General features: G+C 39.2%; 13 protein-coding genes. 4 read left to right on the forward strand and 9 right to left on the reverse strand.

The window, feature by feature from the left end:
• Window positions 1-55: 55 nt before the first annotated feature.
• From DSM106972_RS14265 to recN, 5 genes are all read right to left on the reverse strand, one after another.
• Window positions 56-373: a DUF3084 domain-containing protein gene (locus DSM106972_RS14265; RefSeq protein WP_127081334.1), complete on the reverse strand. Its 318-nt coding sequence runs from the start codon at window positions 371-373 to the stop codon at window positions 56-58.
• 182 nt (window positions 374-555) lie between these two features.
• Window positions 556-1,434 carry a YsnF/AvaK domain-containing protein gene (locus DSM106972_RS14270; RefSeq protein ID WP_127081335.1) on the reverse strand — a complete coding sequence of 293 codons (879 nt, stop codon included), beginning with the start codon at window positions 1,432-1,434 and terminating at the stop codon, window positions 556-558.
• A gap of 174 nt (window positions 1,435-1,608) precedes the next feature.
• Window positions 1,609-2,589: a DUF2382 domain-containing protein gene (locus DSM106972_RS14275; RefSeq protein WP_127081336.1), complete on the reverse strand. Its 981-nt coding sequence runs from the start codon at window positions 2,587-2,589 to the stop codon at window positions 1,609-1,611.
• 207 nt (window positions 2,590-2,796) lie between these two features.
• Entirely contained in the window at window positions 2,797-3,519 is a 723-nt protein-coding gene (locus DSM106972_RS14280) for a serine/threonine-protein kinase (RefSeq protein ID WP_127081586.1), read from the reverse strand.
• A gap of 129 nt (window positions 3,520-3,648) precedes the next feature.
• A complete protein-coding gene (gene recN, locus DSM106972_RS14285) occupies window positions 3,649-5,409 on the reverse strand; it encodes a DNA repair protein RecN (protein ID WP_127081337.1) in 1,761 nt (586 codons plus the stop codon).
• A 342-nt stretch (window positions 5,410-5,751) separates the two neighbouring features.
• Between recN and DSM106972_RS14290 the strand changes: the two genes are divergently transcribed.
• Window positions 5,752-7,746, forward strand: a complete 1,995-nt coding sequence (locus tag DSM106972_RS14290; RefSeq protein ID WP_127081338.1) for an ABC1 kinase family protein — start codon at window positions 5,752-5,754, stop codon at window positions 7,744-7,746.
• A 457-nt stretch (window positions 7,747-8,203) separates the two neighbouring features.
• On the opposite strand, the gene DSM106972_RS14295 is transcribed toward DSM106972_RS14290, so the two are convergent.
• Window positions 8,204-8,917, reverse strand: coding sequence for a DUF6745 domain-containing protein (locus tag DSM106972_RS14295; protein WP_127081339.1), 714 nt, complete (start codon window positions 8,915-8,917; stop codon window positions 8,204-8,206).
• 165 nt (window positions 8,918-9,082) lie between these two features.
• Here DSM106972_RS14295 and DSM106972_RS14300 point away from each other — a divergent pair, with 165 nt between their 5' ends.
• Complete coding sequence (locus DSM106972_RS14300; protein ID WP_127081340.1) at window positions 9,083-10,144, forward strand: HEAT repeat domain-containing protein; 1,062 nt, start codon at window positions 9,083-9,085, stop codon at window positions 10,142-10,144.
• 349 nt (window positions 10,145-10,493) lie between these two features.
• Here DSM106972_RS14300 and DSM106972_RS14305 read toward each other — a convergent pair whose 3' ends face one another.
• Window positions 10,494-11,156, reverse strand: coding sequence for a hypothetical protein (locus DSM106972_RS14305; protein WP_127081341.1), 663 nt, complete (start codon window positions 11,154-11,156; stop codon window positions 10,494-10,496).
• A 232-nt stretch (window positions 11,157-11,388) separates the two neighbouring features.
• On the opposite strand from DSM106972_RS14305, the gene DSM106972_RS14310 reads away from it, so the two are divergent.
• The gene (locus DSM106972_RS14310) at window positions 11,389-12,261 is read left to right on the forward strand and encodes a class I SAM-dependent methyltransferase (RefSeq protein WP_127081342.1); all 873 of its coding nucleotides are present in this window, start codon (window positions 11,389-11,391) and stop codon (window positions 12,259-12,261) included.
• Here DSM106972_RS14310 and DSM106972_RS14315 read toward each other — a convergent pair.
• Both DSM106972_RS14315 and DSM106972_RS14320 read right to left on the reverse strand, forming a co-directional pair.
• Window positions 12,258-12,704 carry an HmpF-related protein gene (locus tag DSM106972_RS14315; RefSeq protein WP_127081343.1) on the reverse strand — a complete coding sequence of 149 codons (447 nt, stop codon included), beginning with the start codon at window positions 12,702-12,704 and terminating at the stop codon, window positions 12,258-12,260. The two genes, DSM106972_RS14310 and DSM106972_RS14315, sit on opposite strands and share 4 nt — an antisense overlap.
• Before the next feature lie 55 nt (window positions 12,705-12,759).
• The gene (locus tag DSM106972_RS14320) at window positions 12,760-15,843 is read right to left on the reverse strand and encodes a valine--tRNA ligase (protein WP_127081344.1); all 3,084 of its coding nucleotides are present in this window, start codon (window positions 15,841-15,843) and stop codon (window positions 12,760-12,762) included.
• Window positions 15,844-16,130: 287 nt separating this feature from the next.
• Between DSM106972_RS14320 and DSM106972_RS14325 the strand changes: the two genes are divergently transcribed.
• Window positions 16,131-16,463: a hypothetical protein gene (locus DSM106972_RS14325; protein WP_127081345.1), complete on the forward strand. Its 333-nt coding sequence runs from the start codon at window positions 16,131-16,133 to the stop codon at window positions 16,461-16,463.
• Window positions 16,464-16,480: the final 17 nt, after the last annotated feature.

The raw sequence follows: 16,480 nt of genomic DNA on the forward strand, positions 1-16,480 counted from the left end.
TCTGTATTGCTGTTGCTCTTGTGGAGCGGGCATCCCTGCCCGCCCTAACATTCCCCTAACTATTCTCCAAACTTTGAATCTGCCTAATCAACACATCCAACTCTTCCTGCTTTACACTAATATCCCTCTGCAAAGCATCAATTTGAAACACAGTGTCTCGCAACCCCACATCAGCAGCAAACACAATGAACAGCGTTGAAGCTGAAATAAGTACACCTGTAAAAAAAGCTATCAGTAAAATTGTATGTTTTGGACGCAGGAAAAATAGCGATAAGCGCTGTTTACGAACTCTTTTCTCGAATTTGTCACCAACACTCCCTATTATCCCGCCCGTAGCTAAAACCACCGCGACAAGGATATACACCGAATTCATTGCTTATATTAAAATACCCACTACTCTAGCCTACAACTTTTAACAACTAGCTAACGGGGTAATTCCGAATTTTTTCTAGGTAAAAACCATATATTAAGAATTATAACTTTTGTATCAACCAAAAAAAAGGCAGCCTTGTGGCGCCCAAATTGCATAAATTATTTTAAAATTTAATAAATTCTTTATTTTCCATTACCATTCTCCTGACGGTTTCCAATGGAAGTACGTGCAAACCATTCTTCGTATTTTTGTTGAAGTTGTTCATTATCGACAGCGATAGTGACTTGTATTCGTTGACAACCATGATTACGCTCCAAGGCAATAGCATTAAGTAACAAACTTGCGACTTTTGGTGAACTGAACTCACCACTTACAGTCAAACTACCTTCAAAATTATTTGCCAATGGTATTTCTTGGTTTGACTCAACTTGTGATAATTCTTCTCCTAAGTCAATATTTGCGAGTTGCTTATGTTCGGGGCTTAACTGTTCAACAATTAATCTTTCACGACGAACAGGAATTGTCACCATTCGGGTCTCAATTTCTTTACGAACAATTATTTCACCAATTTTTCGCTTTGTGCGGTCAACAACTAACCGTTCTTCAAGTAACTTAATTACGTCTTCGCTTTGCAAGGTCGTTTGCTGCGTATGTATTTCTGATGTAGCATCAGCTATATGAGAATCTGCAACGTAGCTATCTGAAGATAAACCTTGTGCGTCTGTATTTATTTCCATGTTTCGTTCTTGATATTCTGGTAGGTTGTTAACTTGTGTACTATCTATAATTAGAAAGACTTTTCTTAGCTGTGGGTCTATTTTTTGAACGTGTTGACCCTTTAGTATAAATAGCCTTGGTGTAGTTTGAGCGTCAGATATAATAAAGCTAATTTGGCGATTAGAGTCAATTATCACATCTTTAACGGCGCCAATCTGCTCTAACTCTCTGTCAACTACAGCAAAATTTCTAATCTTTCTATTGAGATTGGTTAGTAAAGATATAATTTGTGCTTGTTTATCTGTAGTATTTAAATTATTAACGTTTTCTGAAGCGACTGTCATAACTCAATCCTTAGTAAATTTATAAATAGATATTTAAATTTATTTTTTATTTATTAATGATGTTTTAATTTGTCTATCTTGTGGAACAGGCATCCTGCCTGTTTTTTGTTCTGACTTTAGGGCGGGCAAGGATGCCCACCCCACAAGAGTTAACAAGATAATTATTCAAATTTATTAGCGTTGGTCAACATCGAGACCAGGAGCATTTACGTCTAATTCTTCACGACGAATTGTTTCTTGTGCTTCGACTGTATCGTGGTCTACAACTTTACTAACGCGAACTTCTTCACGAACAACAGTTTCTTTACGGATATCGGGAGTTTCTTCGTAAATATCTACGTGAGCTACTTCACCATCGTGGAATGCGGTTGCGTCGGGAGTTACTGCTCTACCCGCATCAGTAGGAGTTATACGCTCAACAACTACTCTTTCTTTTTCGACTGGAACAGCTACTCGTGCGGTTTCTGTTTCAACGCGCTTACCAATGGCAACTTCACCCGATTTACGACGCTGCTTGTTGGCAACTAAACGTTCTTCGTATAAACGTAATGTTTGGTGGTCTTGCTCATTCAGGTCATACAACGATGGTTCATCTTTGTATGTATATGCATCACGGTTGTATACAGGGGTATCAGCAATTTTACGTGACTCAGATGTAGCTGGAACTGCGGCGGCGCCTGTAGTATATGCTGTACCTATTGCTGCTGCGGAAGCATCGAGAGGCATTGATGTATCTAATGGTGCTGATGCTTCTAGAGGTGCAGTACTTGTTACACCAGAAGTACGAACATTGCTGGATGAACCGCGATAAACTCCGCGAACATTCTCTTCGTAATCGTAATCTACAGCAAGATCGTTATTAAATTCTGGTAGTGCATCTGCTTGCTCACGTGTCATACCAATAGCATAAACGCGGTCAGCAGTATGGTCGATGCGTGATCGACCAACTGGTAATAATACTTTTTTACCAAAAATCCAGAAACCTAAATCAACAATAAAATAGCGGAAACGACCTTCTTCATCTACTAATACATCGCCGATAGTACCGATTTTTTCATCGCTTGCTTCAGCGTATACACTTAAACCTTTGATATCATTTCCTTCAAAAGTATCACGGTAATCTGGGTCAAAATCTCCAAGTTTATGAAGTACCATAATTATTTGCCCTCAATGTGGTTTTATATTCCTTAATTGAAAGAGTAAGAAATAAATGACTTATTCTCCATCTTTCTGAGGGCTGAATTCAGGTAAATATAAGCTTCCGCAGGTTATATTTACTGCTATGCGAATTCTGTATTAAATTAATTCAAGAGGATTCAGAGACAACTAGAGATAACTTTTTTAGGATTATAAACAGGTTAACTATCGTTTAAAGCGTTTGAGATGTTTTGAAGATTTGTAACCAAGTAACATCCCTAATTGTCGATGACAACTTTTTGTGAACGTAGAAAAAGCACGATAACCCTTGCGGATGATATCAAGGACGAAGTAAGGTACCCGCAAGCCAAGTGGACGCAGTATGGGACGGTAGAGCCAATAGTATGCTTTTTTAAAGTTGTCCCATTTCGAGCAACTCTCTTGATCAAGAAAGTCTGATATATCTACCACATAACCTCTACCTTCATGCATCATCACGTTACGCGCGTGAATATCGTGAGGATAAAGTCCTTTTCTTCGTGCGTATTCTAATGCTTCATCAATATCATCTATAACTTGCTTCGGTATCCGCATACCTCGTTGAATACAGTCGTATAGAGTTGTACCAAGTAAACGCTTTAAAACTAAAAAGTTTGGTTTGGCGTAATAGCACTGAGAAAAAGCTGGATGCTCTCCAAGACGACTGTACACTTGTATCTCTTCCTCAAAACCCTGTCGTCCCGGTGCATAAATTTTTACAACTTCATCTGCGTAATCAGGATGACAAAATACCGCAGCATAATTACCCCTGCCTAACAGGCGCCAAGGTTGAGGCAAATTATCAACTTCTACCGGGTCGTGAGGGTACACGCTTTCGACCTTCACCTGGGGTAATAGCTGTTGATAAATTTCTTCGAGCAGCCCATGCAAGTGTAAACTATCGTTCATTTGGGAGTTTCCAATACCACTGCCACTAGTTTTACTACAATTTATGGTTCCCAAATTTCCGATAATTGTTTCAAAATGTAGACTTGGCAACGGTACCACTCCTGTAACGGATAAGGGCAAAATCATTCGTTACATCCGTTTATCATCCGTTGCCAGTTTATTCCGGTGGTGTTGTGCTTGTACTAGTAGTGAGTCAGCGAAAGCGATGGCATCTTGGGCTGATTTTCCTCCTGCTAGCTGTGCGAGTTCGTCGCGACGCTTTGTTAGGTTGTCTAGGGTTACGACTCTTACTACTGTACGTTCTTCTGCGTGTCCGTTGTTTTCTTTTTTACGTGCCTCATTGATTACTTGCTTAGAGACACGAAAATGTCTATCTGCCATTGCCGCTACAAGAGGTTGGTGAGTGACGCATAATACTTGCTGTTGATAGCTAATTTGGTGGAGTTTTTCAGCGATGCTTTGCGCGACTCTTCCTGATACCCCTACGTCAATTTCATCGAATACCATTGTATCCGGCGCCTCCTGAAGTGAGAAACAAGCTTTGAGAGCGAGTAAAAATCGACTCATTTCCCCACCACTAGCAGTTTCTGACAAAGGTTGTAAAGGTTCACCTGGGTTGGGACTAAACATAAAGGTAATTTTATCGGCGCCCGTAGATGTTGGTGTAGTTGGGGTAATATCAACTTTGAACTGCACTTTTTCCATTGCTAACGGTTTGAGTTCGCGAATTAACTCAGCTTCTAACTTCTCGCCAGCAGAGCGCCGTAATTGCGTTAACTTGTTACAAGCTTTGATTAATTTGTCGAAACAAGCTTTTTCTTGCTTTTCCAAACTCTCGATAGATTGTTCTGAGTTGGTCAGTGCTGCTAACTCAGCTTGTGTACGGTTGTAATGGGCAATGGCGTCCGCTAAAGTTGGCCCGTATTTACGAATAATTTGTTTAAGTTCGCGAATTCTTTCTTCGACTTCTTCTAAACGTTGTGGATCAGCTTCAAGATTTTCACCATAAGCATTTATTTGTCGCGCGACTTCGCAAACTGCTGTTTGAGCATCACATATTAAATCTAATAATGGTTGTAACTCTTTGTCGTACTCAACCATGTCTGTCAAGGCGCCTTCACTATCACCGAGTAAATCTGTAACAGTAAGAGCATCACCATCATTTTGATATAAAGCTTGGTATATTTTATAACTCATGTGCTGCAAATCAACCACGTGGGTCAGACGCTCACGTTCCTGTTGAAGTTGTTCAAATTCGTCGGGGTCGTCTAAAGAAGCGGCGCCAAGTTCAGTTACTTGATAAGTTAATAAATCGAGTTGCTGTAAACGTTCACGGTCGGATGTGCGACGTTGTTCTAAAGCTAAATGTGCTTGTTGGTAGGTAACATAAGCACCTGCAACAACATCACGGTGTTGGGGAAGTGTACTTCCACCGTAAACGTCTAACCAGTCACGAACTTGAGAAGATTGTCCGACCAAGACACTTTGTCCTTGGGCAGTAATTTCCACTAATCTTTCACGTAACTCGTTCATGACTTGACGATTAACAAGTACACCGTTTAAACGCGAACGACTGCGAACATTATTGGCAGTAATAGAAATTTCGCGGCTAACGATTAGTAAATTATCATCGATTAAATCAATTTCTTGTTCGCTTAACCAATGCGCTAAAGCTGAGTCAGCAACAAAAGTAGCTTCGACTAGTGAGCGATTAGTACCAGTACGAATTACACGACTTGAGACTTTGCCACCCAAGACCGCATCAATAGCATCGAGTATAATCGACTTTCCCGCACCAGTTTCACCAGTTAGAACATTCAATCCAGTTCCAAATTCAAGTTCTAATTGGTCGATGAGGGCAAAATTCTCGATTCGTAGAACTCGCAACATCCAGCTAAATCTCCGTGCCTTTTGAGAAACGGGATACCATCAAATTATCCCGTCAAGTATGAGTTTATCAAACCTGGTATGGTTTTACTGTTGTCGCAATAATCAGTGACAAAGCTCGGTTTAAGTACAAATTTTAGTACTCACCCCTATACCCAATGTTGTATCTCTAATGCCTCGTGACTGCTTATTGTCGGCTCGCTAACATAATATTGGCGGTTTTTTGGGTACATCCCTTTTAATGAAGCAAGTTAAGCTGAAATATAGAGGCGCCTTGGTGTAATTAATTTAATATTAATTTATTACTTGTTACAATACTTAACAATATAGCTGTGGTGGTAGTTCATGAACGTGAATAGAGTTTCCCAACCAGACCTAGTGCTTGAAAAAGAAAGTCACCCCGAAGCGCTGACATCTGTTGAACTTATGGCTTTAAATAGCGCACCAGGTGAGTTAGCAAACTTACCTCCAAGAGCGGTAACTTCGACTTTCGGCAATAGTGAATTGCAGTTAAAGTACAATGCTGATGCAATTGCGCTTTACTATCAGTCGCGTCTATTTCGGGTATTGAAAAGAATATTCAAGGTATTGGCGCCAACATTGGCGTTTGCTTTTGGGATATGGTGGGATGGAAAACGAGGTGTCAAAGTAAAAAACGACGTCAAGCGCGCTATACAGTTTCGTAAACTGCTGACCAAACTTGGGCCAGCGTATATAAAAATTGGGCAAGCTTTATCAACACGTCCAGATTTGGTGCCTGTTGTATATTTAGAAGAACTAACGCAGCTACAAGATAAACTACCTGCGTTCCCAAACGAAATAGCATATCAATTTATAGAAGAAGAACTTGGACAAAAGCCACACGAAGTTTACGCAGAAATTTCACCTCACCCAATAGCTGCTGCTTCGTTAGGACAGGTATACAAAGCAAAGCTTTTCAGTGGTGAAGAAGTTGCCGTAAAAATTCAACGTCCTGACTTACGCGAAGCTATAGCTATAGATTTATACTTGCTTCGTAAACTTGCTGGATGGGCACAACGGGCAGTAAAGCGTGTACGTAGCGACTTAGTGGGAATACTCGATGAGTTGGGTGAACGTATCTTCGAGGAAATGGACTACATCCACGAAGGTGAAAACGCAGAGCGATTTTTCCAGCTTTACGGTCACATTAAAGATATTTACGTTCCCAAAATTTATTGGGAGTATACAAACCGTCGTGTGTTAACGATGGAATGGATATATGGAACAAAATTAAATCAAACTGAGGAATTGCGCGCGCAAGGAATCGATGCTCGTTATTTAATCGAAGTTGGTGTACAGTGTTCGCTGCGGCAGTTACTCGAACATGGATTTTTCCATGCTGACCCTCACCCAGGCAACTTACTTGCTACACCTGATGGAAAACTCGCTTATTTAGACTTTGGGATGATGAGCGAAGTTCAACCAGCACAGCGTTATGGTTTAATCGAAGCTATTGTTCACGTGGTCAACCGAGATTTTGAAGGTTTAGCTCAAGATTACGTCAATCTAGATTTTCTCACCCCCGATACCGACTTAACGCCAATAGTCCCAGCGTTTGCCAAAGTCTTTGCTAATGCTCAAGGCGCCAGTGTTGCCGACTTTAACATCAAGAGTATAACTGACGACCTGTCAGAATTGATGTACGAGTATCCCTTCCGTGTACCCCCTTATTACGCGTTGATTATTCGCTCCTTGGTAACACTCGAAGGTATCGCTATTTACATCGACCCCAACTTTAAAGTATTAAGCGAAGCATATCCATATGTCGCAAAACGATTATTAACCGACCCGGCGCCGCAATTAAGAAACTCTTTAAGAGACTTATTATTTAAAGATGGCAGCTTCCGTTGGAACCGTTTAGAAAATTTGTTAAAGAACGCGCGTGGCAACCAAGAGTACGACTTTAACTTAGTACTAAACCAAGCACTCGACTTTCTATCATCCGAACGTGGTCAGTATATTCGTGAAAAACTTGTTGACGAGTTGTTTAAAACTGTCGATGGGTTACGAAGAAATGCTTTGCACAATTTTACAACTTTACTACGTCAACAAGTTGGACTAACCGCAGTAACAGAGGCGCCTGCTGCCAACACCGACCAGCAGCAAACCTTGGAACACATCAAGAACATTGCCAAAATTTTACAAGAAACACGCGGCTTTGATGCAAATCAACTGGCGCCTCAACTTACCCAAATACTTTTTAACCCTGATGTACAAAAGTTAGGGCAACAAATTACTGGTCAAATCGCACAAAAAGCTGCGGCAAGAGTTGTCAGAGAACTACTAGCAGCAACCGAAGTTCGCACAACCTCTGTCTAATTTACAGAATAGTTCTTGTAAAATAACTCTTGTGGAACGGGCATCCTTGCCCGTTTCAAATATAAGAGTAGAATTATACTCAGTAATTGCAAATTATTCGCTACGTTCTGACCCGCATAGGGTTGAAAACCCATATGCTAATAGCCAAAGTCCTCTTCAAGAGGACTAAAAAAAATTGTTATTTTTATTACTCTATATAGTCTTGTTTATAGTTTTTACTTAGAGATTCCAGATATAACACCCATGTTGTATACTGCGAACGGGTAAAATTTAGACTTTTGTCATGCTGAGGGACGAAGCATCTTAAAGATTTTCGCTTGCTTTAAAAGTATAGTTTTCAGCCGTTATTAGTATAACATAATACAAGTAGTCTATAGCAGTCCTAAATCATTCGTAAAATTTTAAAACTGTATCTTCTTTTTCTTCCTTTGTGTCCTTTGTGGTTCATTACATAAGTTTAATCTGGCTCAAATCTTACCCCATGATGGGCATATAATTTAAACCCATCAATAAATTCAATCGCAGCTTCACCTTCAGCATGAAGATTAAATTGATTATCAAAAAGTATTTTACAAGGACGCTCACAAACAATACAAACCTCCTGATATGAAGCAATCCATCCACAGTTTTTAAGAATTGCTTCATAAATTTCCCAATGATTAGAGTCGTGCTGATAATTTAATTCAGAAATACAAAAATCAAACCAGTTAGCTTCACAACATGCAGTATCTGGCTGAACGTTACCCGCTTCAAACTCTTCTGGAATATAAATATTACCTATACCAAATGAAGAATCTAATTCCCACATATGACTTGTAACTAAATCATGAATATGGTGTGTTAAATGCCATAGTTTAGGGTCTTCTTTATCTTCAGGTGCATGAGTAAGATAAGTAAATAACTTATCCCAAAGCCTATCTAGCATATCATTATACTTTAGCTCTGAAAAACCTGTTTCGTAAAGTAATTTATCAAGTGCCAAACCCGCAGCATAAGGACTATCAAAAATTAGAACTTCAGGTTGTGGCTCACCAATTAGTGTATATGCACTTTTAACTGCTACTTTTGCTTTTTCTTTGTCAATGGGTTCCGTTGAAAGTGCTATTTTTCTCCACTTTTCCTGATATTCTAAAAATAAAGCTCCTTGTTGTGATGTTAATTGCTTGCTCATTTAAGCTGTCCACCATACCCGTTACAACAGTATATTAGTTTGTTTACCACAGAGTTCACAGAGAAAAGAGTTTAAACCACAAAGGCACAAAGGTCACAAAGGTAATTTTTTTATTTAAGTAGGGAATAATAAGTATATAGAGATAGTACTTGTGATTCCATTACTATGAGAGAAAGTTTGGAAGAGGCGTTAGATGAAACTACACCTGGCGAACGTTTGCGAGAATTAGCTATAAGTAGTCAGGTAAAAACACGCATCGCTGTTGCTCAAAATCCTAATACACCAGTAGATGTACTTATAAAGTTATTCTCTGAGGCGCCAAATTCTGTTTTAAACAACCCTGCTCTTTGTCTATTACTACTTGAAAATCCATGTTTTTTTGAAGACTTATATAAATCAAATAAACATATCTTTCAACAATTTGAGCTACCAATTTTTTTTCTTAACTGGGCACTTCATAATCATGATTCTAAAATCAGAGCTTCTCTAGCAAGAAGTTCTAAAATTCCTCTAAGTTTTTTGACAGAACTAGCTGACGATAAAGACGCAAGAGTACGCAGTATTTTAGCAGAGAATCCCTGTATTCCAGTCAAAATGCTAGAAAAACTATCTCAAGATTCTGTTTTTGGTGTGCGTCATAAAGTTGCTAGAAATCCTAATACTCCAGGCAATATACTAGAAAATTTAGCAACGCATTGTAATAAATATTTTCAATGTAGAATTGCGAAACATATTCCTGAAGAAAGAGAAGAACATCTTCAACTCAGGCAAGATAAAGAAATTTTTTGTGTTGCTGTACGTAATCCAAATATATCCATTAAGTTGTTAGAAAAATTTTATACTAGTAATCAAACAGAAATACGATTGTCAGTAGCAGCGAATTCTAATGCTCCAGCAGATATACTGAAAATATTAGCTTACGATGAAGAATATGGTATACGTCGAGCAGTTGCATCAAATAAAAACACACCAACTAAGACTTTAGATTATTTAGCAAAAGATCAAAACGATAGAAGTGAGAGAATACGTTATTACGTTGCTCGTAATATTCAAACTTCAGAATCTACTCTTAAAAAACTTGCACAAGACAAACTTGATTTTATTCGCCATGCGGTTGCGGAGAATAAGAATACGCCAGAAACAGTTTTAGCACAGTTAGTTTATGATGAAAGTGAAGAAGTTCGTTTGGCTGCTGTAAAAGCTCTTTACCCTTATAAAAGTAATTAATGGATATTAATAAGATAAGTTTTATCTTAGGCTTGTAAGTATAAACTAATAAATCTAAATATTAATTTAATTAATTTAACGTAATTATATTCAGTCCATTTTAATGGACTTATGCCCCACCGCCTATGGGTTTCAACCATAGGCGGTTATTGGTGAGATAACAAGTGTTTGTGTTGGGTTGCGCCTACCTCACCGGAATGCACCAGGCTTAGAAACCGGGCAACAGTCACAAAAATTTCGCTATAAAACCCTAATTTATCGTAAAGAAGCCCGGTTTCTTTTGGCTTGTTGAGAATGCTGCAAGATGTGAGCTACGGCGTACTACGTAAACGCAAAGCCTCCACCCAACCTATAATATATCGATGTTATCGACAATATCTAGCTTTTCTATTGCACGTATTTGAGCAGGAGTTAAATTTCCATATACCGCAGGACTGGAGTTATCGCCATTTACATTAAACCCTAATTCTTCAATTTTATTAATTGCCTCATTTACAACTCGTTCGTTTTCTATAGTTTGTTGTTGCGTATCTGTACTGACGGTCACTGGCGCCTGAATACTTTTTACATCTTGACGTTCTACTTTTAATTTAATTACCACAGAGATTTGGTCATTGGGTTTAGTATCTGCAAGTTTTTCAAATAAACCTTGTGATAGTTTTCCATATTTAGATACATAAGCAGTTTTATCTTGTTGCGCTAATTTCTCTATATTCATTTCTTGTCCATTGGCATCGACTGCTATGTCAAATATTTTACCGTTACGTTTGTCTACAACTACAAATCCAAATCCACTTTTGCCAATAGTCCGAAAAGTTGGTTTAAAGGTATAGACAATTTCTAATTTGTCAATAGGAGCATTAACTTTTTTAGATAATTTTCTTAGTGCTGCTTGCTGTATTGATGCTTTAATTTCGCTTATATCTGATGCAAATGCGCGCGTATTGAAGGGTGCGCTGGTTGATAAAATTAGTAATAATAAGCAAGCAGTTGACAGCTTATTTGAGTTCATTGACGTACAGCTTTCTGGTTGGGATTAGTTAAAGACGTTTATAATACCATTATCTGTTCCCACAGAAACCTGGTTTTTTATTGAAATATTGTAATGAAAATAAATATTTTGGGTAGAAACCAGGTTTCTCCTGACAATCAATTATAGTAGTGAATAAGTAAATAGCGTAGGCGCCATTTTATATATCATTAGGTATCTACAACAAAAATATTTATAATTAATTATTATACACATGAAAAATATTGCAGATACTGCCTATTTGGTAGCGATGTACCGTGCTTTGGAAAGCGAACGCGCTGATGCTTTATTTCATGACCCTTACGCACGTTTACTTGCAGGGGGTAAGGGAGCGATGTTGGTTGAGGTGCTTGGAGAAAAGGAAAAAATCACCAATGCGATAGCGCTTCGTACTCGTCTTATCGATGAACAAATTGAAAAGCTGGTTCAGTCTCACGAGATTGATACGGTGTTAAACTTAGCGGCAGGACTAGATACTCGTCCTTATCGATTAAATCTTCCTGGGTCGCTTCGCTGGGTTGAAATTGATTTTGCTGATATTTTGGCTGAAAAGGAACAAAAACTCTTACAAGCTACACCTGTTTGTACTTTGGAGCGAGTTAAGTTAGATATTACAGATATTTCTGAAAGAAAACGTTTATTTGCTGAGATTACCAAAAATTCTAAACAAGCACTTGTAATTACTGAGGGACTTCTTTCTTATTTACCAGAACCACAAGTAGCATCTATTGCTGCTGATATTTATGAGCAATCAAACTTGAACTGGTGGTTATTTGAGTTAGAGTCAGCAGACACTCTACAAAATTATGATAAAATATACGCTCGTAAAATATTTGACCAATATTTTGCTAGTGGAAATAAAACTTTATTATTTGCTCCTACTGAAGGAACAAGCTTTTTTAAAAAATACGGTTGGAGAGTCGCAGAATCACTATATGTATGGAAGGAGCTACGGCGCCTCAAGCGACAGGTAAAATTAGCTTGGTTAGTAGAAATGTTAATGAAGCTTAATCAAACACATTGTGAAACTCAGCAGCAAAGTAGCATAGTACTGCTTTGTAAAACTGGGTTACTCGCAACTTCCTAGCTTTCTTCAGGATGACTACCATTACTGAAGGAGCTTTTCTCACGCTTTAAACTTTCTTCTAAAGCTTGAATTTGTTCGCGTCGTGCTTCTAATTCTAGCGAGCGACGTGCTAAATCTTGGTTTTGTAAAGTTAAATTTTGGCGCCATTGTTCCGCACGTTCTTTTTCTTGCGTCAGAAAATCTGGGGTAATGCCAGTACTTAAGTAAGTATTTACTAAAGATAGCACCCAATTTGTAGCATCTTCGAGTCGTTCAATATCACCAGTGGGTGAAAGTTCAACTAAAACCAGTAGCTTTTCGGTCATCGCACTACTTTTACCCAAAAGAATAAACGCTTCTTCAGGAATAGTAGCCCACATATTTTCAGCTTCTTTACGAGCTAACAAACGTAACTGGTATTGTTCGAGAAATTCGTTTTTATGTACTTGGGCTAGATACAACATAAGTAATGATATTGCGCGTGTAGAGACGTGATTAATCACGTCTCTACAGCGCATCCTATTGTGATAATTTTTGAATGCGGTCACGTAAGATTTGTGCTTGTTTTTCGGCTTCGGCTAAATTATCGCGTACACCCTGAACAACTTCAGGGGAAGCATTATTAACAAAACCTGGGTTATTAAGTCTAGCAGAAAGAGACTTGATATCGTTTTCGATTTTTTCAAGTTTTTTCTGTAGCTTGGCACAAAAGGCAGCAATATCAACGACTCCGGTTAACGGCAAAATAACTTGTACAGTACCGATAACACCTGCAATAGCTTCTTCTTCTTGGTTCGGCTCAGATTCTACCGTTGGTTGTGGTACTTTTTCTACCGACTTGGATGCAGTTTGAAGTATTTGCTGTCTTTTTTCCTTGTTAAAAACATTATTCGCTAAATACCAACCAGAGAAACCAAGACCGACTACCTCAAAAAACCAAGCTAATACAGCAACATGATTAATAGCATTAAAAACAGCAAACCCAACTCTAACTGAAAGTATTACACCAATAATCTTGAGATAAAGGCGCCACTGTTGAGGAATTTGGAATTTTTTCGTCGTGGTTGTAAGCACCCTTGTTGTAAGCACCGTTGTAAGCACTTCAGTGCTTTCCCCCATGCTTTCTTCATGTATCTCCACCTCCCCACCACCAACACTCAAACTCTCAACCTTCGCCAAATCCTTAATATAAACTTCTCCAGCAGCTAAAACCTCCCGTTCCCTACTACTATCAGTCTGCAAATTAATAGCAACCTTCACACCCGGTTTAACATCAGCTTCCGCACGTAAATTCCGAATAGTGCGAATCACTCCAAATAACAAATCAAATGATTCTTCCAAACCTACATCAACCCGACTCTCATCAACCTCTGGATAACGCTGTAACGATAAACTTTCCTTAGAATCGGCGCCTTTTTGAGTAAGCGTATGCCAAATTTCCTCAGTAATATGAGGCATATAAGGATGCAGTAACTTCAAAATCCCTTCTAAAACATAACCAAGCGTATGCTGTGCAGCTTTACGTGAACTTGGGTCTGCATCACTTTGCAACCTAGATTTAACAAGCTCAATATACTGGTCGCAAAAATCACCCCAAATAAACTCATAAAGTCCTTTTGCAGCCTCACCCAAACCATAATTATCAATATAATTACTAGTTTGTTTAATAACTTGGTTATACCGTGAAAGTATCCACTTATCGCTAAGTTCGCTTGGTTGCGGAACTCCCAGTTGTGCAGGAGTTTGTTCATCTAGGTTCATCATTACGAACCGCGAAGCATTCCATAGTTTGTTAGCAAAATTACGCGAAGCTTCAAACGACTGCGATTCATTTTTCTTACGGTCGTAGTCTAAACGAATATCTTGTCCGGCGCCAGCAACTTCTTTAATTAACGTATATCGCAGTGCATCAGTACCATATTTCTCAATTAGCAACAACGGGTCAATACCATTACCCGCTGACTTGGACATTTTCTTGCCCTTCTCATCAAGAACTAACCCGTGGATGTAAACATCTTTAAACGGCATTTGTCCAGTAAAATGCCCAGCCATCATAGTCATTCTAGCTACCCAGAAAAATATAATGTCAAAGCCAGTGACTAAAACACTAGTAGGATAATACTTGGCTAAATCAGGAGTTTGTTCAGGCCATCCCAGTGTTGAAAACGGCCATAACCCAGCAGAAAACCAAGTATCTAATACATCTGGGTCACGTTCGAGTTTTACATCTTCGCCAAATTGTTGTTTTGCTTTTTGTATTGCTTCTTCTTCGTTTTTAGCAACAACAAAGGGAGTAGTATCTGTAATTTCGCCATTTGTTTGGCTAACTGCATACCAAGCAGGAATTTGATGACCCCACCATAACTGCCGAGAAATACACCAATCTTCTAGCTTAACTAACCAGTCGCGATAAACTTTACTCCAACGCTGCGGAACATAGTTTGGAGAATTTTGATTATCAAGGCAAGAGAGCGCATTATCTGCCAAAGGACGAATTTTAACAAACCACTGCGTGGAAAGTAGCGGTTCAACAGGAACCTTACCTCTTTCACTATATGGAACTGTATGTTTGTACTCTTCAATTTTAACTAAAACACCTAGCTCTTCCAGCTTTGCAACAACATTCTTACGCGCAACAAAACGGTCTTGCCCTTGAAATTCTCCGGCGTTTTCATTGAGGGCGCCGTTTTTATTCATAATATTGATAAACGGCAAATTGTGACGTTTACCCATTTGAAAGTCGTTCAGGTCATGGGCAGGTGTAACCTTAACGCAACCAGTACCAAAAGTTGGGTCAACAAGTTCATCAGCAATAATTGGAATTTCTCGATTCATTATTGGCAAAGTTAAAGTCTTGCCAATGAAATCTTTATAACGTTCGTCGTTTGGATTAACCGCAACTGCTGTATCACCCAACATTGTCTCAGGACGAGTTGTGGCAACTTCTACGAAACCCGAATTATCAGAAAGTGGGTAACGGAAATGCCAAAGGTTGCCATTTACTTCTTTTTGGTCAACCTCTAAATCTGAAACCGCCGATTGCGATTCAGGACACCAGTTTACTAAATACTCGCCTCTATATATTAGTCCTTCATCATAAATTTTAACGAAAGCTTCTAATACAGCTTTTGATAAACCCTCATCTAAAGTGAACCGTTCGCGCGTCCAGTCCACCGACACACCTAAACGCCGCAACTGATTGACAATAGTCCCTCCAGACTCAGCCTTCCACTGCCAAGCCTTTTCGAGAAACTTGTCGCGTCCCAAGTCGTAACGAGTTTTACCTTCTGCTTTGAGTTGCTTTTCAAGAATCGTTTGTACAGCAATACTCGCATGGTCAGTACCAGGGAGATATAAGGCGTTTTTGCCTTTCATCCGATGGTAGCGAACTAATGTATCAATCAGGGAGTTATCGAAAGCATGTCCCATATGCAAGCTTCCCGTAACGTTAGGAGGAGGAATAACGATACAGTACGGTTCGGCTTGGTTATTGGGGTCTGCCTTATATATATGGTTATCTTCCCAAAACTGTTGCCACTTAGATTCAGCGGCTTTTGGGTCGTAAACGCTAGGGAGGTTGGTGTTTGGTATTGTTGCGGTCATTCTGGGAAATAGTAAGTGTGGAAGTTTTTGTTCTTTATGTTTGTTCTTCTCTAAATTCTGCCACATGCTAACAAGAGTGTCGCAGAATCAATAATCTTGTGGAACAGGCTTGTGGAACAGGCTTGTGGAACAGGCTTGTGGAACAGGCATCCCTGCCTGTCCTTTATATTTTGGACAGGCAGTTAGCTATCCCACAAGAGCGAAATTTGGTTCTCCCAAACTGTAGTTACTTTAGTTACTGTTTTAAAGCTTTGCAGTTTGACCTAAAAACTTAACTATAAAATCAAATGAAACTTAAACCTAGCTTATTAAAACTTATTGTCACGTTCATGACAATTTCATTACTCGCTTCTTGTGCATCTACTCCCGAAACAAGTCAGGAATGTAACCGCACGCAAACTGTACAAGGACAACCAAACCAAAAAGTAAACAACTGTCCACCAAGTTCGAGTAGTGCTAGTAGTGGTAGTCGAAGCTACTACGGGGGTAGTTCAGGTAGTCGGTTTGGTAGTGGCGCCAGTGATAGTGGTTCTAGTAAAGTTGGTAGTGGCGCCAGTCATTCTACATCTGGGCGCAGTGGTTTTGGCAGTTTCGGACGAGGTGGGCATGGAGGCGGCTAATAGTCTATATCACTAGT

Source organism: Dulcicalothrix desertica PCC 7102, from assembly GCF_003991905.1.
Lineage (GTDB): Bacteria > Cyanobacteriota > Cyanobacteriia > Cyanobacteriales > Nostocaceae > Dulcicalothrix > Dulcicalothrix desertica.